The organism is Alpinimonas psychrophila, from assembly GCF_014137865.1.
Classification (GTDB): domain Bacteria; phylum Actinomycetota; class Actinomycetes; order Actinomycetales; family Microbacteriaceae; genus Alpinimonas; species Alpinimonas psychrophila.
In genome coordinates this window covers 675,852-700,110 of the sequence record NZ_JACGWU010000001.1, presented here as the reverse complement: position 1 = coordinate 700,110, position 24,259 = coordinate 675,852, and the positions used below count along the sequence as shown (strand labels likewise).

Annotated in this window: 19 protein-coding genes; 10 read left to right on the top strand and 9 right to left on the bottom strand. The window is 56.2% G+C overall.

Annotated features, from left to right (window positions below):
* Positions 1-22: 22 nt before the first annotated feature.
* Positions 23-1,501: a leucyl aminopeptidase gene (locus FB555_RS03215; protein WP_182484275.1), complete on the bottom strand. Its 1,479-nt coding sequence runs from the start codon at positions 1,499-1,501 to the stop codon at positions 23-25.
* Positions 1,502-1,591: 90 nt separating this feature from the next.
* Between FB555_RS03215 and FB555_RS03210 the strand changes: the two genes are divergently transcribed.
* Entirely contained in the window at positions 1,592-2,503 is a 912-nt protein-coding gene (locus tag FB555_RS03210; RefSeq protein ID WP_182483972.1) for a proteasome assembly chaperone family protein, read from the top strand.
* 178 nt (positions 2,504-2,681) lie between these two features.
* Positions 2,682-4,094 (top strand): RNA polymerase sigma factor, encoded by a 1,413-nt coding sequence (locus tag FB555_RS03205; RefSeq protein ID WP_182483971.1) that lies wholly within the window; start codon positions 2,682-2,684, stop codon positions 4,092-4,094.
* 69 nt (positions 4,095-4,163) lie between these two features.
* On the opposite strand, the gene FB555_RS03200 is transcribed toward FB555_RS03205, so the two are convergent.
* The gene (locus tag FB555_RS03200) at positions 4,164-4,391 is read right to left on the bottom strand and encodes a DUF7455 domain-containing protein (RefSeq protein WP_182483970.1); all 228 of its coding nucleotides are present in this window, start codon (positions 4,389-4,391) and stop codon (positions 4,164-4,166) included.
* A gap of 183 nt (positions 4,392-4,574) precedes the next feature.
* Here FB555_RS03200 and FB555_RS03195 point away from each other — a divergent pair, with 183 nt between their 5' ends.
* The gene (locus FB555_RS03195) at positions 4,575-6,656 is read left to right on the top strand and encodes a DNA gyrase subunit B (RefSeq protein WP_182483969.1); all 2,082 of its coding nucleotides are present in this window, start codon (positions 4,575-4,577) and stop codon (positions 6,654-6,656) included.
* Here FB555_RS03195 and FB555_RS03190 read toward each other — a convergent pair.
* On the bottom strand, positions 6,653-9,109 hold the full coding sequence (locus FB555_RS03190; RefSeq protein ID WP_246323502.1) for a DNA gyrase/topoisomerase IV subunit A: 2,457 nt from the start codon (positions 9,107-9,109) through the stop codon (positions 6,653-6,655). The genes FB555_RS03195 and FB555_RS03190 overlap by 4 nt on opposite strands.
* A 74-nt stretch (positions 9,110-9,183) precedes the next feature.
* Between FB555_RS03190 and FB555_RS03185 the strand changes: the two genes are divergently transcribed.
* The gene (locus FB555_RS03185; protein WP_182483968.1) at positions 9,184-10,311 is read left to right on the top strand and encodes an alkaline phosphatase family protein; all 1,128 of its coding nucleotides are present in this window, start codon (positions 9,184-9,186) and stop codon (positions 10,309-10,311) included.
* A gap of 6 nt (positions 10,312-10,317) precedes the next feature.
* Here FB555_RS03185 and sepH read toward each other — a convergent pair whose 3' ends face one another.
* Complete coding sequence (gene sepH, locus FB555_RS03180) at positions 10,318-11,430, bottom strand: septation protein SepH (protein WP_182483967.1); 1,113 nt, start codon at positions 11,428-11,430, stop codon at positions 10,318-10,320.
* Between the two features lie 227 nt (positions 11,431-11,657).
* Here sepH and FB555_RS03175 point away from each other — a divergent pair, with 227 nt between their 5' ends.
* Positions 11,658-11,951 carry a DUF4193 domain-containing protein gene (locus FB555_RS03175; protein WP_182483966.1) on the top strand — a complete coding sequence of 98 codons (294 nt, stop codon included), beginning with the start codon at positions 11,658-11,660 and terminating at the stop codon, positions 11,949-11,951.
* A gap of 115 nt (positions 11,952-12,066) precedes the next feature.
* Here the strand turns inward: FB555_RS03175 and FB555_RS03170 are convergent, their stop codons facing one another.
* Entirely contained in the window at positions 12,067-12,504 is a 438-nt protein-coding gene (locus FB555_RS03170; protein WP_182483965.1) for a DUF3093 domain-containing protein, read from the bottom strand.
* A 39-nt stretch (positions 12,505-12,543) separates the two neighbouring features.
* On the opposite strand from FB555_RS03170, the gene dut reads away from it, so the two are divergent.
* The 5 genes from dut to dxs all read left to right on the top strand — a co-directional run bounded on the left by dut (position 12,544) and on the right by dxs (position 19,044).
* Positions 12,544-13,005, top strand: a complete 462-nt coding sequence (gene dut, locus FB555_RS03165; protein WP_182483964.1) for a dUTP diphosphatase — start codon at positions 12,544-12,546, stop codon at positions 13,003-13,005.
* Entirely contained in the window at positions 13,005-13,595 is a 591-nt protein-coding gene (locus tag FB555_RS03160; RefSeq protein WP_182483963.1) for a DUF3710 domain-containing protein, read from the top strand. The genes dut and FB555_RS03160 overlap by 1 nt, the downstream gene beginning before the upstream one ends.
* Positions 13,592-14,308, top strand: coding sequence for a DUF3159 domain-containing protein (locus FB555_RS03155; protein WP_182483962.1), 717 nt, complete (start codon positions 13,592-13,594; stop codon positions 14,306-14,308). The genes FB555_RS03160 and FB555_RS03155 overlap by 4 nt, the downstream gene beginning before the upstream one ends.
* A 64-nt stretch (positions 14,309-14,372) precedes the next feature.
* Positions 14,373-17,057: an aconitate hydratase AcnA gene (gene acnA, locus FB555_RS03150; protein WP_343046386.1), complete on the top strand. Its 2,685-nt coding sequence runs from the start codon at positions 14,373-14,375 to the stop codon at positions 17,055-17,057.
* Between the two features lie 49 nt (positions 17,058-17,106).
* Complete coding sequence (gene dxs, locus FB555_RS03145; protein ID WP_182483961.1) at positions 17,107-19,044, top strand: 1-deoxy-D-xylulose-5-phosphate synthase; 1,938 nt, start codon at positions 17,107-17,109, stop codon at positions 19,042-19,044.
* A gap of 6 nt (positions 19,045-19,050) precedes the next feature.
* Here the strand turns inward: dxs and FB555_RS03140 are convergent, their stop codons facing one another.
* Genes FB555_RS03140 through FB555_RS03125 form a run of 4 tightly spaced genes read right to left on the bottom strand, consistent with a single transcriptional unit; the run spans position 19,051 to position 24,256 of the window.
* Positions 19,051-21,186, bottom strand: coding sequence for a 3-hydroxyacyl-CoA dehydrogenase NAD-binding domain-containing protein (locus FB555_RS03140; protein WP_182483960.1), 2,136 nt, complete (start codon positions 21,184-21,186; stop codon positions 19,051-19,053).
* Positions 21,186-22,385 carry a thiolase family protein gene (locus tag FB555_RS03135; protein ID WP_182483959.1) on the bottom strand — a complete coding sequence of 400 codons (1,200 nt, stop codon included), beginning with the start codon at positions 22,383-22,385 and terminating at the stop codon, positions 21,186-21,188. Before FB555_RS03135 ends, FB555_RS03140 begins: the two co-directional genes overlap by 1 nt.
* Positions 22,386-22,440: 55 nt before the next feature.
* The gene (locus FB555_RS03130) at positions 22,441-23,655 is read right to left on the bottom strand and encodes an HRDC domain-containing protein (protein ID WP_182483958.1); all 1,215 of its coding nucleotides are present in this window, start codon (positions 23,653-23,655) and stop codon (positions 22,441-22,443) included.
* Positions 23,648-24,256, bottom strand: a complete 609-nt coding sequence (locus tag FB555_RS03125) for a DUF3000 family protein (RefSeq protein WP_182483957.1) — start codon at positions 24,254-24,256, stop codon at positions 23,648-23,650. Before FB555_RS03125 ends, FB555_RS03130 begins: the two co-directional genes overlap by 8 nt.
* Between the last annotated feature and the right edge of the window lie 3 nt (positions 24,257-24,259).

Genomic DNA, 24,259 nt, shown 5'->3' with positions numbered 1-24,259 from the left:
CCTGTGACCAACGTTAAGACTACTACGCCGTGGCGAGTCGTTCCGCGAAGGTAATGAGTGATCGCACCGAGATTCCCGTCGGGCCTGCCGCCGTAAAACCAAAGGGTGATCCGGCGTTATTTGCCGTTCCCGCAATGTCTAAGTGAATCCATGGGATTGTCGGAGCATCTGCAGCTGAGGAGGTCCGTCCGATGAAATCGCGAAGGAAACAGGCGGCAATAAGCATGCCACCGGCAGTATTGCCCGGTTTGATATTTGCGATATCGGCAATATCGGAGTTCAGGAGTGTTCGCAGTTCGTTGGGCAGCGGCATGGGCCAGAAATTCTCGCCATTTGTTTGACCGTCTTCCACGAGCTGGGAAATCATGTCGGCACTCCCCATAGCGCCGGCGTAACGGGTTCCCAGTGCGACTGTTGCGGCACCCGTCAGTGTGGCCACGTCGATGATCAGGTCTGGATTCTCTTCGCTGGCCGCTACGAGGCCATCGGCCAAGACGAGGCGTCCTTCTGCATCCGTATTAAGGACCTCAACGGTCTTGCCCCCGCGAATCACGAGGACGTCGTTCGGCCGGGTTGCTGTACTGGAGGGCATATTCTCCGCGAGGCAAAGCCACGCAGTCACCTTCAGGTTCATTCCCGTTGCCGCAATGGCTCGAATGACGGCGAGGGAAGTCGCGGCACCGGTCATGTCATATTTCATACCGATCATTGACGTCGGGGGCTTGAGTGATAGTCCGCCGGTGTCAAATGTGATGCCTTTTCCGACGAGAGCGATGTGCTTTGTCGCGGTCGCGGGGGAGTACACAACCTTCATGAGGCGTGGTGGGCGGGAGGATCCCTGGCCGACGCCAAGAATTCCCCCGAAGCCGTCGCGTTTGAGTGCCTTCTCGTCCCAGATTTCATGCGTTACGTCGAGTTCTTTTAGCGACGTGACGGCCAGCCGGGTAAACGATTCCGGGTATAGGTCGTTAGGGGGGGTGTTGACCAGATCCTTGACCAAGGAAACAGCATCGGCACGGATTGCGGCTCGCTGCACGAGTTCGGCGGCACTATCCGTCGTAGCCCAGAGTTCTATGTTCTGAACTGGAAGTTTTGTCGGCGGCACACTTTTATAGGAGGTAAAGGTATAGGTTCCCATCGCAGCGCCCTCGAGGACGGCGAGAATCTCCTCATCCGAAGCGAAAGGAAAGGCAAAGGTAACTTTGGTGTTTCCCACTAACCGCCGGATGGCAGCCCCTGCCGCAGCGCGCAAGGCATTTGCATCCACAGGCTCAGCGCCCAGACCGACAACGACGATTGATTTGTTGGGATTGTTCGGGTCGACGATGCGCGACACGGAATCTAGGGAACCGCTGACATCAAATTCAGACAACAGCCCGCTCAAGGCGTCAAATTCGCTGCGGGCGTAGAGCCCAACCTCGTCGGCGTTGCGTGTTGTTGCTCCAACAACCATGGTCGTGGAGTCGGTGTTTGGGGTAGGAGATACGGTCATTATTGGCATAGTCACGTAACAAGACTACGAGGGTCTTGGCACGAGGATGCACCGCTCAAAGATCAGCTTCGTTTCAGGATGCGACCGTAGAATAGTGGGATGCCTGAACTCGAGGGAATTTTAGCTTTTCAGATGGCCCCGGCAGATGTGCCCCGGGGCCTCAAGCTCGTTGCTGGTCTTACGGGATTCGCAGACTCGGGTTCTGCTGTCACTCAATTCACGGAATACATTCTCGACACGATGGAATCCGAGGTTGTCGCAGTATTCGATAACGACGCTCTCCTCGATTATCGCGCACGGCGCCCGACAATCTATTTCGATCAGGACCACCTCACGGGATTCGAACCGCCAACTTTGAAGTTGCATCTCGTTCGCGACGAGCTTTCTCGGCCTTTTCTTTTCTTGACGGGCTATGAACCTGATTTTCGTTGGGAAAGCTTTAGCCGCACCGTCATGAATCTCGTGAGTACTTTTGATGTGGTTTCAACGACGTGGGTTCATGCAATTCCAATGCCGGTTCCCCACACGAGACCATTAGGAGTGACCGTCAGTGGAAATCGTGCCGATCTGATCGATTCCATGTCCGTCTGGCGCCCGCACACGCAAGTTCCGGCGAACGCGATGCATCTTGTGGAATACCGCCTTCAAGAAACTCATCACGATGTCGCTGGTTTCGTCTTACTCATTCCTCATTACCTCGCTGACACCGAATTTCCGGTCGCGGCCTTGTCGGCTCTCGAAAGTATTGCTGCCGCCACGGGCATTCTGTTTCCAACTGACCGCCTTCGCGGCGAGGGCCGGGATTTCCTGGCCAAAATCGATGAGCAGGTCGATAACAACGGGGAACTCAGTAAGTTGGTTAGCACCCTCGAAGAGCGCTACGACTCGTACATGAAAGATAACGGTTTGCGTTCGCCCCTCATGGATAGCGACGGTGCGTTGCCATCGGCGGATGAGATTGCAGCCGAGTTGGAGGAATTCTTAGCCCATAGGCGTCGCTCAGAGGAATGACGTCACCGCTCGAGATCGCTATTCCCTCTTGCGGATGCGTGTCACCTCGTGTAAACAATCCGTGCGATAATTATTTAGGACCCGGTTATACCCTCTTGTAGGGCTTGACATGGGTCCTTGTAATGCGCCGAAGCAATTTTTTAGGCGCGAGACGTAAGGATTCTGGAGACTCAGGCATATGGCAATTTCCACAGCTAAAGAACCAGCGAAGACACCAGCAGTCAAGGCGCCAACGAAGGCCGCTCTTGCAAAGCTTGCAGCGTCGGAAGCCGTAGCAACGGCAGCGGTTCCGGTCGTTAAAGCACCCACTAAGGCCGCACTGGCAAAAGCAGAGAAAGCTGCGGCAGCAGCGGCCGCTGGTATCGAGGCACCCACAATTTCGCGGCCGGCAAGCAAAGCTGCACTCATGAAGGCTGCGGCGGCGGCGACGAAGGCTGCTGCTGCTGCACTCGCGGCGGAGGCGGAGGGCGGTTCAGCCGTTCCGGCCAAGCGTGGTCGAGGACGCGCAAAGGCAATCGAGCCCGATGCCGACAATGATGCTCCCGAAAGCGACGACGACGGCGACGATGACAAGCCACTGAGAACCACTGCTTCGGAACAGGCACTTCGAGCGGGCGCGCTCGTGCTTTCGGCAGCGGATGACGACGATGATATTCCGGTCTATTCCTCTCTCATCACCGGGGCGACGGCTGACCCCGTCAAGGATTATCTCAAGCAAATAGGTAAAGTTCCCCTCCTCAACGCTGCGGAGGAGGTTGAACTGGCCATGCGCATCGAGGCCGGACTTTTTGCCGAAGATCGTCTGGGGAGCTCACCCAAAATTGACAAGCAAGTTAAACGTGAACTTCAGTGGGTTGCGAAAGATGGTCAACGCGCGAAGAGCCACCTTTTGGGGGCAAACCTGAGACTCGTGGTCAGCTTGGCAAAGCGTTACACGGGGCGTGGAATGCAGTTCCTCGACCTCATCCAAGAGGGCAACCTTGGTCTGATTCGTGCCGTTGAGAAGTTCGACTACACCAAGGGCTTTAAGTTCTCCACGTATGCGACCTGGTGGATTCGTCAGGCCATTACGCGTGCCATGGCTGACCAGGCACGGACCATTCGTATCCCCGTCCACATGGTCGAGGTCATCAACAAGTTGGCCCGCGTTCAGCGCCAGATGTTGCAGGACCTTGGTCGCGAACCGACGCCCGAAGAGCTATCACGTGAGCTCGACATGACTCCGGAAAAAGTCATTGAGGTTCAGAAGTACGGGCGCGAACCAATTTCCTTGCACACTCCTTTGGGAGAGGATGGTGACAGCGAATTTGGTGACCTGATCGAAGACACTGAGGCGGTCGTCCCTGCGGATGCTGTTGGTTTCACGATGCTCCAGAAGCAACTTGAGTCACTCCTTGATTCTCTCTCGGAACGGGAGGCGGGAGTCATCCGTATGCGTTTCGGACTGGGTGACGGAATCCCCAAGACTCTCGACCAGATCGGCGATACGTTCGGGGTTACGCGTGAACGCATCCGTCAAATTGAGTCTAAGACGATGGCCAAACTGCGACACCCATCGCGTTCCCAGTCGCTGCGTGACTACCTCGAGTAACGAGAAACCGTAAACGGAAGAAGGCCCCAACGAATCAAACTTCGTCGGGGCCTTCCTCAATTCAAAGGGTTAGTTCGTGGCTTGAAGGCGTGCCGTTTCGTCGTGCCAAATTGCTCCCATACCGGTGAGCTTCTCACGGTGCTTCGCGGAGTGGTGGGCACAGAACAAGAGCGAACTACCGGAGGGCATGGTGGCCCGAACATAAGCTTGCGCACCACAGCTGTCGCATCGATCGGCCGAGGTCAACTCGTAGTGATTGTCGGTTTGTGGGGCTTCACTTGTTGCGGTCGTAGACATACCGTTTACCTCTCCTCGTAGCTTTAGGTGCTGTAAGTATGTAACCACGAACTGCTGGGAGAACGTCCGTCATTGCGGGGCATTTCGCTCACCGCGTATTGCGCTGACTCAGCGAGGCACACCGCTGTCGGGGAAGGCTCAAACTAATCTGTCAACGATGCTAGAACGCAGTCAAGGAGTCGTGTGAGTTCATCAGAATATTCCGCCCGCCATCTCTCAGTACTCGAGGGATTGGAAGCGGTACGAAAGCGTCCAGGCATGTACATCGGCTCCACCGATTCCCGCGGTCTCATGCACTGCCTGTGGGAGATTATCGATAACTCCGTTGATGAAGCACTTTCGGGTCATGGAACGTCAATCGATGTGATCTTGCATGCGGATGCCAGCGTGGAAGTTCACGACAAGGCTCGCGGTGTTCCCGTCGACATTGAACCGAAGACTGGTCTCAGCGGCGTCGAGGTTGTCTTTACCAAGCTTCATGCAGGAGGCAAATTCGGTTCAGGAAGCTATGCGGCTTCTGGTGGATTGCACGGTGTGGGAGCATCCGTCGTTAATGCCCTGTCCGAACGTCTTGAGGTCGAGGTAGACCGTGACGGTAAGACGTGGGCGATGTCCTTTAGACGCGGTGAGCCTGGGACGTTTGATGACGCTCAGGGCATGTCGCCCGCCTCACCCTTTACGCCTTTCTCGAGCGAGAGCGTTTTGCGCATTGTGGGCAAAGTTGCAAAAGGTGTCACGGGAACACGTGTGCGGTATTGGGCCGACTCCCAAATCTTCACGCCTGGCGCCTCTTTTCAAACAGAGGAACTCGCAAATCGGGCCAGACAGACAGCCTTTCTTGTTCCCGGCCTGACCATGCACATTTCGGACCAACGATTCGCTGAAACTCTCGAGTCTTCGTATAACTACACCGGCGGAATCAGTGAGTTCGCGGAATATCTGGCCCCGGATGCGGCCATAACCGAGACCTGGCGCCTGACGGGTGAGGGTGAATTTACGGAGACCGTCCCCGTCCTTGGTTCTGATGGAAGCATGGCTCTCCAGACCGTGGAGCGATCCTGTCACGTCGATATTGCGATTCGGTGGGGTACAGGCTACGACACGACAATGCAGAGCTTTGTGAACATCATTGCGACGCCAAAAGGTGGGACTCATCAGGCCGGGTTTGAACAGTCGCTGCTCAAAGTCATTCGCGCTCAAGTTGAGGCGAACTCGCGAAAGCTCAAGGCAGGTAGTGACAAGGTCGAAAAGGATGACGTCTTTGCCGGGATGACTGTCGTCATCACCGTTCGATTACCGGAACCTCAATTCGAGGGTCAAACCAAAGAGGTTCTGGGGACGCCGGCAGTTAAGGCGATTGTGGCCAATGTCGTGGCGAAGGCGTTGACGCAACGACTCACATCGGCAAAACGTGATGACAAAGCTCAGACGGCTTTATTGCTGGAAAAGATTGTCTCCGAAATGAAGAGTCGCATTTCGGCACGGACACATAAAGAAACACAGCGTCGTAAGAATGCTCTCGAAACTTCGAGTTTGCCCGCAAAACTCGTCGACTGTAGAAGTAATGATGTTGCCAACTCGGAGCTGTTCATTGTGGAGGGGGACTCAGCCCTGGGCACAGCAAAATTGGCCCGCCATAGTGAGTTTCAGGCATTACTTCCCATTCGAGGAAAGATTCTTAATGTCCAGAAGGCTTCGGTCTCTGACATGCTCAATAACACCGAGTGCGCTTCCATTATTCAGGTCTTAGGCGCTGGGTCTGGCCGGAGTTTTGACCTAGATGTTGCCCGCTACGGAAAAGTGATTCTCATGAGCGATGCCGACGTTGACGGCGCTCATATCCGTACGTTATTGCTGACGCTTTTCTTTCGGTACATGCGCCCGTTGATCGAAGCCGGTCGCGTTTTCGCTGCCGTTCCCCCTCTGCACAGGGTTGTCGTAATGAACCCGGGAACGAAGCCAAACGAGACGATCTACACCTACACCGAGAAGGAACTAGCTTCTGTCCTTGCGGGCGTCGCCAAGTCCGGTCGTCGCTACCAGGAGCCAATTCAACGTTACAAGGGGCTCGGCGAGATGGATGCCGATCAGCTGGCGTTGACCACGATGGATCGGCAATATCGAACGCTTCGACGAGTGCGCGTAGAGGATGCGGCTGTCGCTGACAGCGTTTTTGAGCTGTTAATGGGCAATGATGTAGGGCCTAGGCGCGATTTCATCATTGCTGGATCGAGCACCCTGTCCCGAGATCGTATCGATACCTAACTCAGGGTAGAACCAATAAAGGAAACGTCGTCGGAGAGTTTCTCTCCGGAGGCATCACGCTTGACGTATTCTGTGGGTAATTCACGAGGTGTGCCATCGAGACCGTTCGCGACAGGAGATCCGTCGCCGGCCCACGCCACGGCCAAAGAATCTTCGCCCTTGAGTAAAGACTGAGCGCGAACGCCTCCTGTCCCTCGGCCCTTGGCGGGGAACTCTGAAAACAGAGAGCATTTAGCGCGCCCGGTGTCTGTTCCCAGAAGAGTGTTGGAGCTGGTCGAGACCGTCACTACCGAGGAGTCCTCGCTGTGGACCGTGCCAAAGAAAATCACTCGCTGGTGAGGTGCGAGACGTATGCCAGCCATTCCGCCCGCGGCTGCCCCCTGAGGGCGAACATTATCAGCCGTGAAATTCAGGAGCTGCGCATCCGACGTAATAAAAATGAGCGGGGAGGCATCATCAACAACGCAGATCCCCACCACCGCATCATTGTCCTTGAGCGAGATGAGTGGCTGGCCAGACTTAGCGGGGAATGCCTCGCTGGTGACGCGTTTGACAATACCGTCGCGGGTACCGATCGCTAAGGAATGAGTCGTGAGTAGATCGACGAGGCCAATCACGGTCTCTCCGCGATCCACATCAATATAGTCCTCAACTTTTACGCCTGCGGCCATTGATACCGATGTCGCGGGTACGCCAGGAAGCTCAACGGGAGATGCAACGAGGAGTCGACCACCACTCGTGACCACTCCAAAATTACCCCGACGGGTACAGGAGACTCGTCCAGCAATGGCATCGTGAGCTGTGCGGTGGGTACCCTGCGAGAGGCCGCCAGAGGGTTCCCCAGAGGATTCGGAATGGTCAGCCCGCACAAGACGCCCAGAGCTGCTCAGCAGGACGTGGGCTGGAGAGTCAGCGATTTCAAGTGAGGCACTGGCTGATGCACGGACTTGTGCGGATGTTGCCACGGTTGAGGTACTGAGAACGGTCCTCCGCGGGCTTCCGAGTTCGCGGGAGACTTCGGAAAGCTCCGAGGCAACGACGTCAATGAGATTCTTGGAACTCGAGAGGATGAGCTCGAGTTCGGCAATTTCTTGGCGCAGAGATTCCGCTTCGGACTCGAGTTCCACGCGCGAAAACTTCGTGAGGCGGCGGAGGCGGAGTTCCAAAATGTAGTCGGCTTGCAGTTGGCTCAATTCAAAGACGTCCATCAGGCGAGTTCGAGCCTGCTCGGTGTCGTCACTTTGTCGAATCAACTGGATGACTTCATCAATGTCAACAATGGCAATGATGAGGCCAGAGACGAGGTGCAAGCGTTCTTGCCGTTTGCGAAGGCGATACTGGGAGCGACGTTCCACGACCGACTTGCGGTGACCAACGTATACCTCCAGCATCTGACGAAGGCCTAGTGTCTGGGGCCCACCGTTGACAAGGGCAACATTATTGATACTGAAGGAGTCTTCCAGCGGGGTAAAGCGGTAGAGCTGTTCCAACACTGCCTCGGGACTGAATCCCGTCTTGATTTCGATAATGAGCTTCAGTCCGTGGTGCCGATCAGTGAGGTCGACGACGTTGGAAATACCACTCAGTTTCTTGCTTTGGACGCCATCCTTAATTTTTTCGATTACTTTTTCTGGACCCACGAGATAGGGAAGCTCCGTTACAATAATCCCCATCTTGCGGGAAGAAACGCTTTCGACGGACACTCGGGCACGCGTCCTGAAACTGCCGCGCCCTGTCTCATAGGCTTCGCGGATTCCATCGAGCCCCATGATGACGCCACCGGACGGCAGGTCTGGTCCTGGCACGAAGGCCATAAGCTCATCGAGCGTTGCCGCTGGATTATGGAGTAAAAATATGGCGGCCTCAATGACCTCAATGAGGTTATGTGGCGCCATATTGGTTGCCATGCCGACAGCAATGCCGCTGGCCCCGTTGACCAGCAGGTTGGGATATGCCGAGGGTAAGACATCAGGCTGTTGAAGCTGGTTGTCGTAGTTGGGAACGAAATCAACAACGTCTTCATCGAGGTTGGCCGTCATCGCCAGTGCTGCTCCGGCTAGCCGCGCCTCCGTGTAACGCGAGGCGGCAGGCCCATCGTCCAGAGAACCAAAGTTCCCATGACCGTCAACGAGGGGGAGGCGAAGTGAAAAGTCTTGAGCCATTCTTACGAGGGCGTCATAGATAGACGCGTCACCGTGGGGGTGAAGCTTGCCCATAACTTCGCCGACGACGCGGGCCGATTTCACGTGACCTTTGTCGGGACGAAGGCCCATTTCGTTCATCTGAAAAAGTATTCTGCGCTGAACCGGCTTCAGGCCGTCACGGGCGTCGGGAAGGGCCCGTGAGTAAATGACAGAGTACGCGTACTCCAAAAACGAGTCACGCATCTCCGAGGCGACGTCAATGTCTTCGATGCGTTCGACAAATTCAGCGGAGGAAGTTTTTGATGTCATGGCTGTTTCTTTCGTGACGTGCAGAGCGGTGCGCGGATGCAGCTTCAGGCTTAGTTATGCGAGACTTGCACGCGATGACATTCATGCTACCGAGCCCACAAAAAGGTGGGCCGAGCCTTGCCGATGTGTTGCCAAGTTGCCTCGCCAGCTTGGATGTGCCGGGATTCGAAAATCGTCTTGGCCTGCGAAAGGTCACGTCCGCCATCATTGTGATCGTGGATGGTCTTGGTGCTCAGAACATTACTGCGGCTAAGGCCCATGCTCGATTCCTGGCACCGGCCCTGACCAAGGCCTCGACAATCTCGACGGTGTTTCCCTCGACCACGGCGGCCGCATTACCGAGTTTCACGACCGGGAAGTTGCCAGGGCAACACGGAATGGTGGGTTATCGGGTTCGGGATCCCGCCTCTGGGGCGGTCGTTAACCAGCTCACCGGTCTCGACCTTATTCAGTCTGTCGATCCGTGGCTAGTGGAACCGCCTTTGTACGCACGAGCGCGAGCGAGCGGAGTCCGCCCCGTTGTCATCGCGAAATCGAGATTCTCGGGCACTCCACTCACGCGGCTTATTCACGAGGGAACTGATTCCGTGGCTGCGGCGTCCATTGAGGAACGCTGTCAATCGGCTCTCTCAATTGTGAGCCAGAGTCGGTCGTTGGTGGTGCTTTACATCTCTGAACTAGATGAAATTGCGCACGCTCAGGGCGTTAATTCTCACGCGTGGGCGAGCAAACTTGAAGAGGTGGACTCGGAACTCAGTCACCTTTCGAGGGGGATTCCGCGAAATGTTTCACTCATTGTCACAGCGGACCATGGAGTCGTCGACATTGGAAAGCATGCGCACGTGTCCTTTGGGGAGACCCCTGAGTCACTGTTTGGGATTTCGGCAATTGGCGGGGAGCCGCGGTGTTTACAGCTCTATCTTGACAATGGTGTTGAGGCAAATGCGGTCGCCGCTTCTTGGCAAGACGCCCTCCAGGATGCAGCCTATGTCGTGACACGTGACGAAATGATACAGACGGGATGGCTGGGTGACGTAGCGGCGCCGGTCATAAACCGACTCGGCGATGTTTTCGTCTTGGCCCGAAAGGACGTCGTCTTTTTTGATGCTCGAGACCCCACAAACAAGGCTCGAAAAATGGTGGGCCACCATGGCGGCATCTCAGCAGCAGAAATAAAAATTCCGTTTCTGCAACTGAATTAAGGCCGTTTAAGCGTCCTCGTCCGAGCGTGTTCCAAAGACAATCTCATCCCACGATGGGAGTGACGTCCTTTCGCGACGTGTGTGAGAGCCCGTCCTCTGAGTGCCTTCACGTGCCGGAGGATCCGTAAAAAGCGGTTGTGGCGTCGTATCCTGCAGTCCTGACTCGCCCGAATCTTGAGGGCTCGCTGGAGTGAGTTCTTCGCGAAGCCAGGCAGGAGTAACGTCACTCTCTCCCCGGCGGCGGCGAAGAGCCTCCAGCAGGTCGGCCGTTGGCGACGTTCCCGTTTCGTTGCCGTTGGGACGGCGTCCTTCTGGGGCGTTTTCGGAAATAAGATCAGCCATCCCCACAAAGACGTTCGTCTCGTACGTAAATTCTTCGGCCGAAACCGCGAACTCGAGATGGCTAACCTTCGCCAATCCATCCGCTCGTGAACCCGCTGCAGAGCTCATTGAAGAGTCACTTGCCGAGTCATTCATGTCGTTGGCAGCGTTGGCAGTGTTTGCATCGGAGTCGCGAGCGTCGCCGTCGCCAACGGCACGAAGTCGCGGAATGATTCCCGTTGACATGTCGCCCCGGTGAGACAGCGTTGCAGCATCAGAATTAAGAGGTGACAGTGCGTGCTTGCGAGGTTCGAATGCCCATCGTGCGTCATGTTCGATGTCAGAGGCCACAAATTCAAGCTTGACGACCCATGAACCGTCTGGTTCTTTCCAGCTAGCCCACCGCACCGTCGTCGCCGCAAGCTCCTGAAGTCTGGAGTGAATGAGTGCACCAAACGCACTTGACGACTCACCAGTGTCGAGATTGACTGTTGCTTGGGTCTGAATCGCCAAAGCGGCGTTGATGATGAACTCACGTTCTGCTAAAACGGGGCCCTCGAAACGAGAGATGAAATCCAGAGAGGCGCCGGTGAGGGCGGCAACCTCGTCGGCGGACATGCCGGCGCGAATGTGAGCTTGAACATCTTTCGGCGAGACTCGAACCGATTCGTTGCCCGAACGTGCGCTTCGCAGACGTGCAAGAGAAGCGGCATCAATGCCGACGCGAAATTCTTCGCCATCAGGGTGCGCCACAATTAGCGCTGAGTTGTCAATGTCAACAATTCTTAGTTCACGCATTCCAGCACTCCTCGAAATTTCTTGGTTTCGCGCAATAGTGACATGAATCTTCGGAATTAATGCGGAACGATGAGGGCGAGCCGTCATTCTGACACCGCGAAAATGGCGGGACTTCTCGTTGTCTGAGTCTTGGCTGAGGACTGCTTTTGCTTTTTCGCAAGAAATGAGGCAAGCTGTCGGCGCTGGCGGTCACGCAAGCCCGCATGAAAAGGATTCGGAAATACACGATGGCGACAGATTACGACGCACCCCGCAAAACGGAAGACGATACAGATTCCATTGAGGCGCTCAAGGAGCGAGTCCCCGACAAGCTTTCTGGACACGTTGATGGTGAAGACGCAGATAACCCCGGTGGGTTTGAACTTGCCGGAGCAGATCTATCCGATCTGGAATTAGATGTCGTCGTTCTTCCACCGCAAGATGATGAGTTCACTTGCGTGAGCTGCTTCCTGGTGAAGCACCGTTCACAGATTGATCATGAAGAAAAACTCGGCTCGGTTTGCATCGAGTGCGCTTCGTAGAAAAATTACTTCTCGACGCAGTTGTGCAACCGCCAAGAAAATAGCAACCTGTCCCTCCAAACGGTGGGTCAGGTTGCTTCCTTTTGCTCCCGACGATTGGTTGGTGAGCCGGATATCAACGCTGTGAGCGAAGGGCTGCGACGAATTCTTCCGGGTGGCGAGTCGAAATGAGCCAATAGGGCACGGGGTCCAAGGGGTCAATGATGTCAATTCGCACCACGGGATCAACCCAACCCGTGAACATGAGCCACGCCCGGCCATCCAGTTTGGTTCCGCGTTGTTCGATCGCGTACGTTCCCGAAAAACCGCTGGCTGCCCCAAGCTCAGATCGAGGAATACTGGCTTTGCCAACGCGTAATGCCGTTTCGGTCAGTTCGATGCTGGGGGACTTGAAGATCATGAGCAGAACAATCACGGCGTAGACGACGACGGACAGAATTATTCCGAACAGCATATTTATCGGGGCTAAGACCAAAACAATGGCGGGAATGATAAGAATTGCGGCAATGTAGAGCCAAAAGGCGGGTCTCATTACCTCGCGATACGTCGTCATGTATCTATCACACCAGACTTTCTAAGCTACCCTCGACCTGTGTCTGATTCTGTCGATGTTTTGATTGTTTCCTCTTCTCTCCCCAGCATTGCCCATCTTGGCGACGCTGGAGCGGATTTGTCCTCAGCTGAGGCATTTATCCTGTTACCGGGGGAGCGTCGCACAGTGGCCACGGGTGTCTCTATTGCGTTACCCCGGAATCACGTGGCCTTCATAGTTCCACGGAGCGGTTTGGCGGCGCGTCACGGCATCACCATCGTGAATTCCCCAGGCACCGTTGATGCGGGATACCGTGGGGAAATCTCTGTAACACTTCTCAATACGGATTCCCAGAACGCATTCGCTGTCAATGTGGGCGATCGCATTGCGCAAATGGTAGTTCTGCCGTTTTCAACGGTAAATTTTGTTTCCGTCCAACGTTTGCCCGGGAGCGCTCGAGGTGAAGCCGGTTTTGGCTCCACCGGTGTGAGCCTCGCATCTCCAATCGTGAAGGAAGCCTGATGACTGATGCACAAGAAAAGAGCGCGCCCGTTGATCGCGAGACAATGGGGCCCTTCGACGAGGTTGAGGTTAGTGGGGTTCGACCCTACGTAGATTTGGGGTCGATCAAACTTATCCCGCGTGAAGGGCTTAACCTTCGGCTAGAAGTAGAAGACGGTACGGGGCGTGTCGTCGCTGCCGCACTGGACTTCCGAGGATCTACCTTGCAAGTGCAACCTTTTGCCGCGGCACGCAACGCCGGCCTCTGGGGAGAAATTCGCGCGCAACTCAGCGATCAGGTAATTCAGCAAGGCGGGGAGGTTTCAGAAGTATCCAGTGTCCTCGGCCCTGAATTGATCTGCCGCGTGCCCGTGAGCACGCCGAATGGTCCGGGTTTTCAAGATGTTCGTTTTGTTGGCGTCGATGGCCCCCGCTGGTTTCTCCGCGGCGTCATCGCAGGTCCAGCCGCTGTAGACGCCGAACAAGGTGCGGCAATGTTGGAGCTATTTCGAGGGATCGTCGTTGTTCGTGGGCAGTCACCGTTACCTCCAAAGGAACTTCTTCCCCTCAAGGTTCCCGCCCAGGCGAGCGGATCGGCGCAGGCGCGTTGAGTAATCTCGGGGATCTCTGGCGAAGCGCTGACGCCAGCGGTGAGGACGATTCTCGAGGGCCTGACGGAGCAAGCGCTTCGAAGGCTAGAGGCCTCGGGGCTCACCCGCTGTTGCGCTCGATGGGAGGGCTTCATGGCATTATCGAAACGGTCCTTCCGGGGCTGATCTTCGTTATTGTTTTTGCACTTTCGATTAATCCATGGCTTGCTATTTACATTTCCGCCAGCGTCTCTGTGGTGTTCACACTCTGGAGATTGGTGCGTCGTCAGGCACCAACGCAAGCCCTCGTAGGATTGTCCGGCGTTGTTCTTTCGGCCGTTTTGGCCATGATGACGGGTCGCGCTGAAGATAATTTTCTCGTGGGGATCTACACGAATGCCGCGTACGGAACGGTTTTTCTGATTTCCATCCTTGTCGGGTGGCCCATTATCGGTGTCGTCGTCAACCTTGCCAAGAGTGCCGGCACCACGTGGCGGAAAAACAGGCACCACTTTCGGGTTTACACGGGAGTCACTGCTTTGTGGGTTTCCATGTTTGCAATCCGGCTCATCATCGAATTGCCCCTATATTTCTCCGGCAACATTGCGGCTCTCGGCATTATGAAGGTTGCTTTAGGACTTCCTTTGTACGTTCCGGTCCTCGCAGCATCCTGGTTAATTATTCGCGCAATGCTCCGAGAACGTGCAGTGACACCGCCCGAGGATATATCTTGATATCAAGAGACTTTTTTGTAATCTAGAGGGATTACAAACACCGCACCAACAAAGGAGTATCACCGTGTCAGCAGTAAATAGCTTTGGCGCCAAAAGCACCCTTGAGGTGGCGGGCAAATCGTATGAAATTTTCCGCTTGGATGCTGTAAAGGGCGCAGAGAAGCTTCCCTTTAGCCTCAAGGTGTTGCTTGAGAACCTCCTTCGTACGGAGGATGGCGCCAACGTTACGGCGGCTCAAATTGATGCCCTCGGAAATTGGGTCCCGACAGCGGAGCCCGACACGGAGATCCAATTCACCCCCGCACGCGTCATCATGCAGGACTTCACCGGCGTGCCCTGCATCGTCGACCTTGCCACGATGCGCGAAGCCGTAGCGGAGCTAGGGGGCGATCCTACAAAGATCAACCCTCTCGCTCCCGCTGAACTCGTGATTGACCATTCCGTGGTCGCCGACCTGTTCGGTTCGGCAGATGCATTGGCTCGGAACGTTGAAATCGAATACGAGCGCAACAGTGAGCGGTACCAGTTCCTTCGCTGGGGGCAGACCGCATTTAACGATTTCAAGGTAGTTCCCCCAGGAACGGGAATCGTCCACCAGGTCAACATCGAGTACTTGGCGCGCGTCACCATGTCACGCGCGGTCGAGGGAGTCCTTCAGGCGTACCCCGACACGTGTGTTGGCACCGACTCCCACACCACTATGGTGAACGGACTCGGGGTTTTGGGCTGGGGCGTCGGCGGCATTGAAGCTGAGGCCGCAATGCTGGGTCAGCCCGTGTCCATGTTGATTCCGAAGGTCGTTGGGTTCAAGCTTTCTGGCGTTATTCCAACAGCCGTTACGGCAACGGACGTTGTCCTCACCATTACGGAGAAATTGCGTCAACACGGCGTCGTCGGCAAATTCGTAGAGTTCTACGGACCCGGCGTCGAATCGGTGCCCCTGGCGAACCGTGCCACGATCGGCAACATGAGTCCTGAGTTCGGCTCCACGGCAGCGATGTTCCCCATTGATGACGTCACGCTGGGATACCTGCGGCTCACCGGGCGCTCCGAGGACCAGGTTGCCCTCGTCGAGGCGTATGCAAAAGTTCAAGGCCTATGGCACGACGTTGATGCTGAGCCTGTCTTCAGCGAATACCTCGAGCTCGACCTGTCAACGGTTGTTCCTTCGATTTCCGGCCCGAAGCGCCCTCAAGACCGAATTGAACTGACGAACGCTAAGACGCAGTTTGCGACCGACCTCAGCAACTATGGTGCGGGAAAATCAGCGACCATCGAAATGGCCGGTCAAGAAACCTTCGAGTTGACCAACGGCGCTGTCGCGATTGCCGCCATTACGTCGTGCACAAATACCTCAAACCCCTCCGTCATGATGGCTGCCGGACTCCTAGCGCGCAACGCCGCCGCAAAGGGTTTGAAGACGAAACCATGGGTTAAGACGACACTTTCTCCCGGTTCCAAAGTAGTTACTGACTACTACGACAAGTCTGGTCTTACGGCGTCTCTAGAGCAGCTGGGCTTCTTCTCTGTCGGCTATGGTTGCATGACCTGTATCGGCAACTCCGGCCCGATCATCGACGAGGTTTCACACGCGGTGCAGGCAAACGATTTGGCTGTAACGGCCGTACTTTCGGGTAACCGCAACTTCGAGGGCCGCATCAACCCCGACGTCAAAATGAACTACCTTGCGTCACCTCCCTTGGTGATCGCCTATGCCCTTGCCGGCACGATGGACTTTGACTTTGCAACGGATTCCCTGGGTACCGGCACGGATGGCGAACCAGTTCTCTTGGCTGATATTTGGCCCAATGCCGAAGAGGTTCAGAGCATCATCGCTTCCTCCATCGACACCGAGATGTTTACACACGAATACGCAGGAGTCTTCGACGGTGATGAGCGTTGGCAGAACCTGCCCACCCCTGATGGTGTGACATTCGCGTGGGATGCTGACTCAACGTATGTTCGCAAGCCACCATATTTTGAGGGCATGAATAAGACTCCTTCGGCTGTGACGAACATCTCCGGTGCCCGTGTCTTAGCCGCCTTGGGTGACTCGATCACGACCGACCACATCTCACCGGCGGGAACCATTAAAGCGGGAACTCCTGCGGCCGAATACCTCGAGGCCCATGGCGTCGGTCGGTCGGAATACAACTCCTATGGTTCACGTCGTGGAAACCACGAGGTAATGATTCGTGGAACCTTTGCCAACATTCGTCTTCGCAACCAGCTCCTTAGCGATGTTGAGGGCGGGTACACGAGGGACTTTACTGAGACGGATGCTCCTAAGGCCTTCATCTATGACGCCAGTGAGAAGTACCAGGCCGCCGGTACGCCGCTCGTTATTTTTGCGGGCAAAGAGTACGGTTCTGGTTCCTCGCGTGACTGGGCAGCCAAGGGGACGAGCCTTTTGGGCGTCCGTGCCGTAATTACCGAGAGCTTCGAGCGTATCCATCGTTCGAATCTGATTGGAATGGGCGTCCTTCCGCTTCAGTTCCCTGCCGGTCAGAGTTGGGCAACGTTGGGCCTTGACGGCACCGAGGTTGTCAGCATCTCGGGGATTGAGGAGCTTAACGCGGGGTCAACCCCCAAGACTGTTCGTGTCTTGGCTGTGCCCAGTGAGCACTCCGTTGCAGGCAAGGAAACCGTGGAATTCGATGCAATTGTGCGCATCGATACCCCGGGTGAAGCAGACTATTACCGCAATGGTGGAATTCTGCAATATGTCTTGCGTTCGCTCGTCGCTTAGTTGCTCCTTTTGGAGGATTTCAGGGCTCCGATAGTTCTAGAATTACGGAATGTCCATTCTTTCTTCCATCACGGGTCCCCGAGATTTGGACGACCTGAGTTCAACAGATTTAGTTGTGCTCGCGGGAGAGATTAGAGAATTCTTGGTCCGTGAGGTAGCCCGTTCCGGTGGGCACCTCGGTCCGAATCTTGGTGTGGTCGAAACGACGATTGCAATCCATCGTGTCTTTGATTCACCCCATGACGCGATTGTCTTTGACACGGGTCACCAGTCGTACGTGCACAAGATTCTTACCGGTCGTCAGGATTTCTCCCACCTTCGCGAGAAGGGTGGCCTTGCGGGATATCCGCAACGATCCGAGTCCGTTCATGACATTGTCGAGAGCTCTCACGCGTCAAGTTCTCTCTCATGGGCCGACGGCATTTCTCGCGCCTTCTCCATGACCGGGCAAAGCGACCGCCACGTTGTCGCCGTCGTCGGCGATGGTGCCCTCACCGGAGGGATGACGTGGGAAGCTCTCAATAATATTTCGCATGACAACAGCCGCAACCTGGTCATTATCGTCAATGACAATGGTCGTTCATATGCTCCGACAATCGGAGGAATGGCTCGTTATCTCGATAGCGTACGCACAAAAAGGGCATACCGAAATCTTCATTTCACGAGCCGCAAAGTCTTTGACCGCTTGGGGCCGACGGCGCGAGCCTTCTATCGTGGTGTTCGCGGCGGCATGCATGGATTTCTCAGTCGTTTTACGAACAATCAAGCCCTTTATGCGAACCTCGATATCAAATATGTCGGACCTGTTGACGGCCACGATGTTCACGCAATGGAACTAGCCCTTCGTCAGGCAAAAAACTACGGCGCTCCTGTGATCGTCCACGCCATCACACAAAAGGGCAAGGGCTATGAGCCCGCCCGCCGGGATCTCGCTGATCAGTTCCACGCCGTCGGTAAAATAGATGCGGAAACGGGCGAACCCATTTCCTCGAGCACGTCGGTGGCGTGGACAGATGTTTTTGGGGATGAGTTGGTTCGTCTTGCCCAGAAAGACGATCGGATCATGGGCATCACGGCAGCCATGCTGCGCCCCACGGGCCTTCATCGTCTTCACGAGGCATTCCCGGAACGCGTTATTGATGTGGGCATCGCGGAACAGCATGCGGTCACCTCTGCCGCTGGCTTGGCCTTTGGCGGCATGCATCCGGTCGTCGCGGTTTATGCCACGTTCATTAATCGTGCCTTCGACCAGGTCCTCATGGACGTTGGCCTTCATAAGGCTGGCGTGACGTTCGTTCTCGACCGCTCGGGGGTCACGGGCCCGGACGGCCCCAGCCATCATGGCCTTTGGGACCTTTCCATTCTTCAGGTTGTTCCCGGCATAAGGATTGCGGCACCACGAGATGCGGCACGGTTGCGCGAGGAACTAGCGGAGGCGACAGCAATAAATGATGCACCGACCGTTCTCCGCTTTCCCAAGGGCAGCGTGGGGAACGATATTAATGCCCAACGTCGCACGGCAGATGGCGTTGATGTTCTGCGTGAGGCGCCTCACAAAGATGTCCTCATTGTTGCCATTGGCTCGTTTGCCCAACTTGGACTTGACGTGGCAGAGCGCCTCGCCCAGCAGGGAATAGGGGCGACCGTCATTGATCCTCGGTGGGTTGTTCCCGTGGCCTCTAGCCTCATTGAGATGGCTCGCGATCACCGACTCGTCATCACGATAGAAGATGGTGTTCGCGTCGGAGGAATCGGTACCAGAATTCGTCAAGCCATGCGCGAGGCAGGGGTCGACACCGCTGTAGACGAATTGGGCCTTCCCGACAGTTTCATCGAACACGCTACGCGGGAACAGATTTTGGCTGAGGTCGGACTCACCCCTCAGGACATCGCCCGCGACGTCGTCGCGCAGGTGCTTGGATCGAAAATCCCCATGGCGCGGCCTCGTCTTGATGAAGCCGACGCCCTCCTTCGTTCTGAGAACTAGCCCCTTTTAGACGACGCCTCTGATGAGGGGTGTGTGAAAAGTGCCGCCAAAAGCCCGCTGGCTCGCGCCGACGCGGTCAAGATACGGCGTCACGCCGCCCATTTGGAAAGGCCAGCCCGCTCCCAAGATCATGCACAGATCGATGTCCTCGGCGCCGACAACCACCTTTTCGTCTAACATGCGATGAATTTCATCAGCAAGACCGTCCTCAACGCGAACCCGGAACTCATCTTGCGTAATAGGGGAGGAACCACCGCGGATGATTGCTTCCGCACCCTTATCAAATCCTGTGACGGCACCCTTTTTATCGCGAGCCAGGAGTTTGCCGTGATCGGCAAGGGCATGAAGATTGTCGCTGCGGTAGAAGCGGTCGGGGAACGCGGCATAGTGCGTGTCGAGCACGTGGGCGCCCACCTTGAGGCCAACGAGTTCGAGGAGCTCACACGGAGTCATGGGAAGGCCAAAGGGTTTCAGGCCGCCATCAATAACGGCGAGAGGTGTTCCGTTGTCAATAGCGTGCATTGCCTCTCCCAATAAGCGGGCGAGGAGACGATTCACCACAAATCCTGGGGAGTCCGTCGTTATAACGGCCGACTTTTGAAGTGCCTTGGCCGTGTCCATGGCCGTTGCCAAGGCTGCGTCGTCTGTCTTGCTAGCGCGCACGACCTCAAGCAGCGGCATGACGGCCACCGGATTGAAGAAGTGGAAGCCAACAAGGCGTTCGGGATGCAGCAACTTGGAACCAATGGCATCTACGGAAAGTGACGACGTATTGGTGGCAAAAATGGCGGAGTCCGGCGCATATTTCTCAACGTCGGCAAACACATCCTGTTTCGCGGTGAGTTCCTCGAAGATCGCCTCAATCACCCAGTCGGCATCGGAGAAATCAGAAAGGTTTGTCGTGGTGCTGACAAGAGCGTTGAGACGTTTCGCTTCATCATCGCCAATACGTCCCTTCTCTTTGAGGGTCGCAATCTGATCGTGGATATACGCCAACGCAAGGTCGAGGCGCTCCTGGTTGATGTCGGTGAGGAGAACAGGAACCTGAAGCCGACGAACGAAAAGGAGGGCAAATTGCCGGGCCATTAATCCGGCGCCAATGATGCCGACTTTCGTCACGGGGCGAGCCAGCTTCCGGTCGGGAGCACCCGCAGGACGCTTCGCACGTTTTTGCACAAGGTTGAAGGCATAAATCGAGGCGCTGAATTGATCCCCTGCTATCAACGTAGCCAAGGCCTCGTCTTCGCGAGCAAAACCATCGGCTTTCGTGCCCGACTTGGCTGCTGACATTAGATCGAGAGCAACATAGGGAGCCTTGGCTACGGTGCCGAGCTTTGTTTCCAACATGGATCGGGCCATTTTGATGGCAATATCCCATTTAACGAGTCGCTCCGCTTTCGAAGGCTCGTGGGGGCGCTTCACCTTTATCGTGCCGCCGAGCACGCCGTCTGCCCATTGCAGCGAGTCCTCAAGGAAGCGGACCGAATCAAACATGACATCGGCAACGCCGAGGTCCCGCGCATCGCGTGCGGACATCATGCGATTGCTCTTGAGCGGATTCTCAATAATGATCTTGAGAGCATTCTCGATTCCCACGAGGTTAGGAAGCAAAAATGCCCCGCCCCAACCGGGAACAAGGCCGAGGAAAGTCTCCGGCAAGGCAAGGGCCGGAGCACTGGCGTCCACCGTGCGGTAAGTGGCGTTGAGCGCAATCTCGAGCCCGCCGCCTAAAGCTAAGCCATTGATAAACACGAAGGACGGAACGCCGAGCTCAGCGAGCCGGCCAAGAGCCCGATGGCCCAGCTGTGAGAGCTTGCGAGCCACTGCTACCGAGGGAATATCCTGGACCTTGCTGAGGTCGGCACCTGCAGCCAAAATGTAGGGCTTGCCTGTTATTCCTACGGCCTGAATTTCGCCGTTTCTGGCCCGCGCGGCAAGATCGACCAACAGGGAATCAAACTCGAGAAGCGAGTGGGGGCCCAAAGTGTTGGGTCTCGTGTGATCGATTCCGTTGTCGAGGGTGACGAGTGCCAGGATATTGCCCGACGGAAGCGTGACATCTCGAACGAGGCTGTGAGTGACAACTCCGTCTGTACTGATGGCGAGGAGATCTGTAAAATCGAGCGTCTCGTAGTTTGTCATTAGTTGGTTTCTCCTGTGAAGTTGGGGTTTTCCCAAATAACGGTTCCGCCCTGACCCAAGCCGATGCACATTGTGGTGAGTCCGAAGCGCACCTCGGGGTGACGTTCAAATTGGTGCGCTAGCTGGATCATGAGGCGCACTCCGCTCGAGGCCAAAGGATGCCCGAACGCAATCGCTCCGCCGTATTCATTGACGCGTGGATCATCGTCCGCAATGCCAAAGAAGTCCAGGAAGGCAAGAACCTGCACAGCGAAGGCTTCGTTTACTTCGAAGAGACCGATGTCCTCAATGGTGAGTCCTGCTTTGTCGAGTGCCTTCAGGGTCGCCGGCACCGGCCCGTAGCCCATGACCTCTGGTTCCACGCCGGCGAAAGCGAACGAAACCATGACCATCTTGATTCCAAGGTTGAGGTCTTGTGCCGCTTTTTCGCTGGCAAGGAGGCAAACGGTAGCTCCGTCGTTGAGCCCCGAAGAATTCCCTGCCGTCACTCGACCGTGGGCTCGAAAAGGGGTCTTGAGCGCCGCAAGGCCCTCAAGCGTTGACTCGGGGCGGGGGGCTTCATCGACGGATGCCAACCCAAAGCCCTCGGCGGTGCGATTCGCGACGGGAATCAGATCCGCTTGAATGTGCCCGGCGACATACGCGGCAGCAACTTTCTGCTGGCTGTGTAACGCGTAGGCATCCGCACGTTCCTTGGTGAGAAGAGGAAAACGGTCATGCAACCGCTCGGCAGTAGCTCCCATGTTCAGGGCGTCGGAGCTGACAAGTTTTTCGGACAGAAAACGGGGATTGGGATCAGCGTTGAATCCCATGGGGTGGCGCCCCATGTGCTCTACGCCACCGGCCAAAACGATGTCGTAGGCACCAAACGCAATGCCGCCGGCCGTAGCCGTCACGGCCGTCATGGCTCCCGCGCACATGCGATCGATGGCGTAGCCTGGCACGCTCTGCGGTAGCCCGGCCAGTAACGCTACTGTTCGCCCTAGTGTGAGGCCTTGGTCGCCTTGTTGAGTGGTGGCGGCGATTGCGACCTCGTCAATTTTGTCGAGTGGAACGTTGGGATTGCGATCGAGGAGACCCACCATCGCTTTAACGGCAAGGTCATCAGCGCGCGTTTGCCAGAACATTCCCTTCTCGCCAGCGCGACCAAAAGGCGTGCGAACGCCATCCACAAAAACGACACGGTTATTCGAGGGCATAGCTTCTCCAAACAGTTGGTACTTCGAAGGCTATTGCGTCAAGCCGTGAACGTGCTTAGTCGCTTGTGGCTGTCGATGAATCTTCGACCGCTTCTGACGTCACCTTTTGGGGTGCTTCAACAAAAGCTTGCGCAATTCGATCCGCTGTCGCCTCAATTTGCCAGGCCCGCGCGCCGTGTGAACGCAGGGCTTCCCCAACAGAATCTGCTGTGATTTCGGACGGCGGGGCCCACGCAACTTCACGCAACATGGAAGGAGTAAGGAGATTCTCGACAGGCATCGCCATTTCGCTGGCGATCTCGTGAAGAGCCGCGCGCGCTTCCGTGAGGCGATCGAGAGCCTCAGGGCGTCGGTCCGCCCAGTTTCGTGGAGGAGGAATGGATTCGCTTCGCACCCTTGTTGCTGGCAGATCATTCGTCGCAAGACCACGACTGATGGCCGCCCACCACGAATCCAGAAGAGTTCGACTGGCCCGACCATTGAATCCCGTCAGCGATGCCAATGCTTGTTTATTTACCGGTGCGGCATGAGCAGCTGCGACGATCGCGGAATCCGGAATCAGGCGTCCGGGGGAGACGTCACGAGTTTGCGCAATCGAATCGCGCTCCAGCCACAGGTCACGAGCCACGGCCACCTGGCGCGCGGTGCGCAAGGTGTTGAGACCGGAGAGACGGCGCCACGGTTCCGCAGGGATAGGCTTGTCTGGCTTGTTCAGCGTTGCTTCAAATTCCTCATAGGCGAATTTAAGTTTGTCGGATTCGATGAGCATCTGTTCGATTTGATCCCGAAGGTCGACCAGTAATTCGACGTCAAGGGAGGCGTAGGTCAGCCAGGATTCTGGAAGGGGCCGCGTTGACCAGTCAGCGGCGCTGTGTTCCTTCTTCAAGTGAATTCCGAGGAGCGCCTCGACTACGGCCCCCAGGCCAACCCGTTCCATGCCGAGGAGTCGTGCGGAAAGTTCGGTATCAAATATTTTGGTGGGGGTGATCCCGACTTCCCGAAGGCACGACAGGTCTTGACTCGCGGCATGAAGAACCCATTCACACCCAATCGTCGCCTGTTGCAGGTCGCTCATATCGCCAATGGCGGGCGGGTCAAACAAAAAAGTGCCTGCATTTCGGCGATGAACCTGAATGAGATAGGCACGCTGGGAATACGTGAAGCCGGATGCTCGTTCGGCATCGATTGCAATCGGACCCACGCCTGCAGCGATCCTCTGACATGTCACGAGAAATTCTTCACGAGAAGCAATGACCTTAACTCTAACCACGCTCCCGGCGGTGGGCGGCGAGGCTAACAGCTTCTCCACTGGGTGGCAGGCCGGCTAGCATGCACAGAAGCTCGCCCCAGGCCTGAATCTGATGAGACATGTCGACTTCGAGAGGGGACCAGGAGGCTCGAAGCTCGATTTGAGCGGCATCGCCTTGATCCGCTAGTTCACCAAACCCCGTAGATAGAGTTCGGGTGGCGGTACCGGAGGCATTCTTGTAGAGTGCCCCACGCGAATCGAGAGCATCGACCAACCAGGACCACGTCACATCAGCCAGAAATGGATCGAGTGCTATTTCATTTTCGAGGGGTGCCTGAGCAAAGCAAACGACACGAAAGGCGCCGCCCCACGAAGCCGGTTCCTCAGGGTCGTACAACAAGATGAAGCGCCCTGCGCCATGAATGGAATCCTGGGTCGAGTGGGGTGAGGAATCTGGGGACGCCAGAACGTCGGCCGCGAGGGCAACGCTATGCGGTGCAACGCCCGTGGGTGAAGGAATCTTTCGAACCGTGAGTTCACTCCGGAAAACGACTGCCTCCATCGACTCGCAGGCGGTAGCAAATGCCGCCGGGAGGCTTGAGAGAGGTGCGGGGTCGTTCACAGC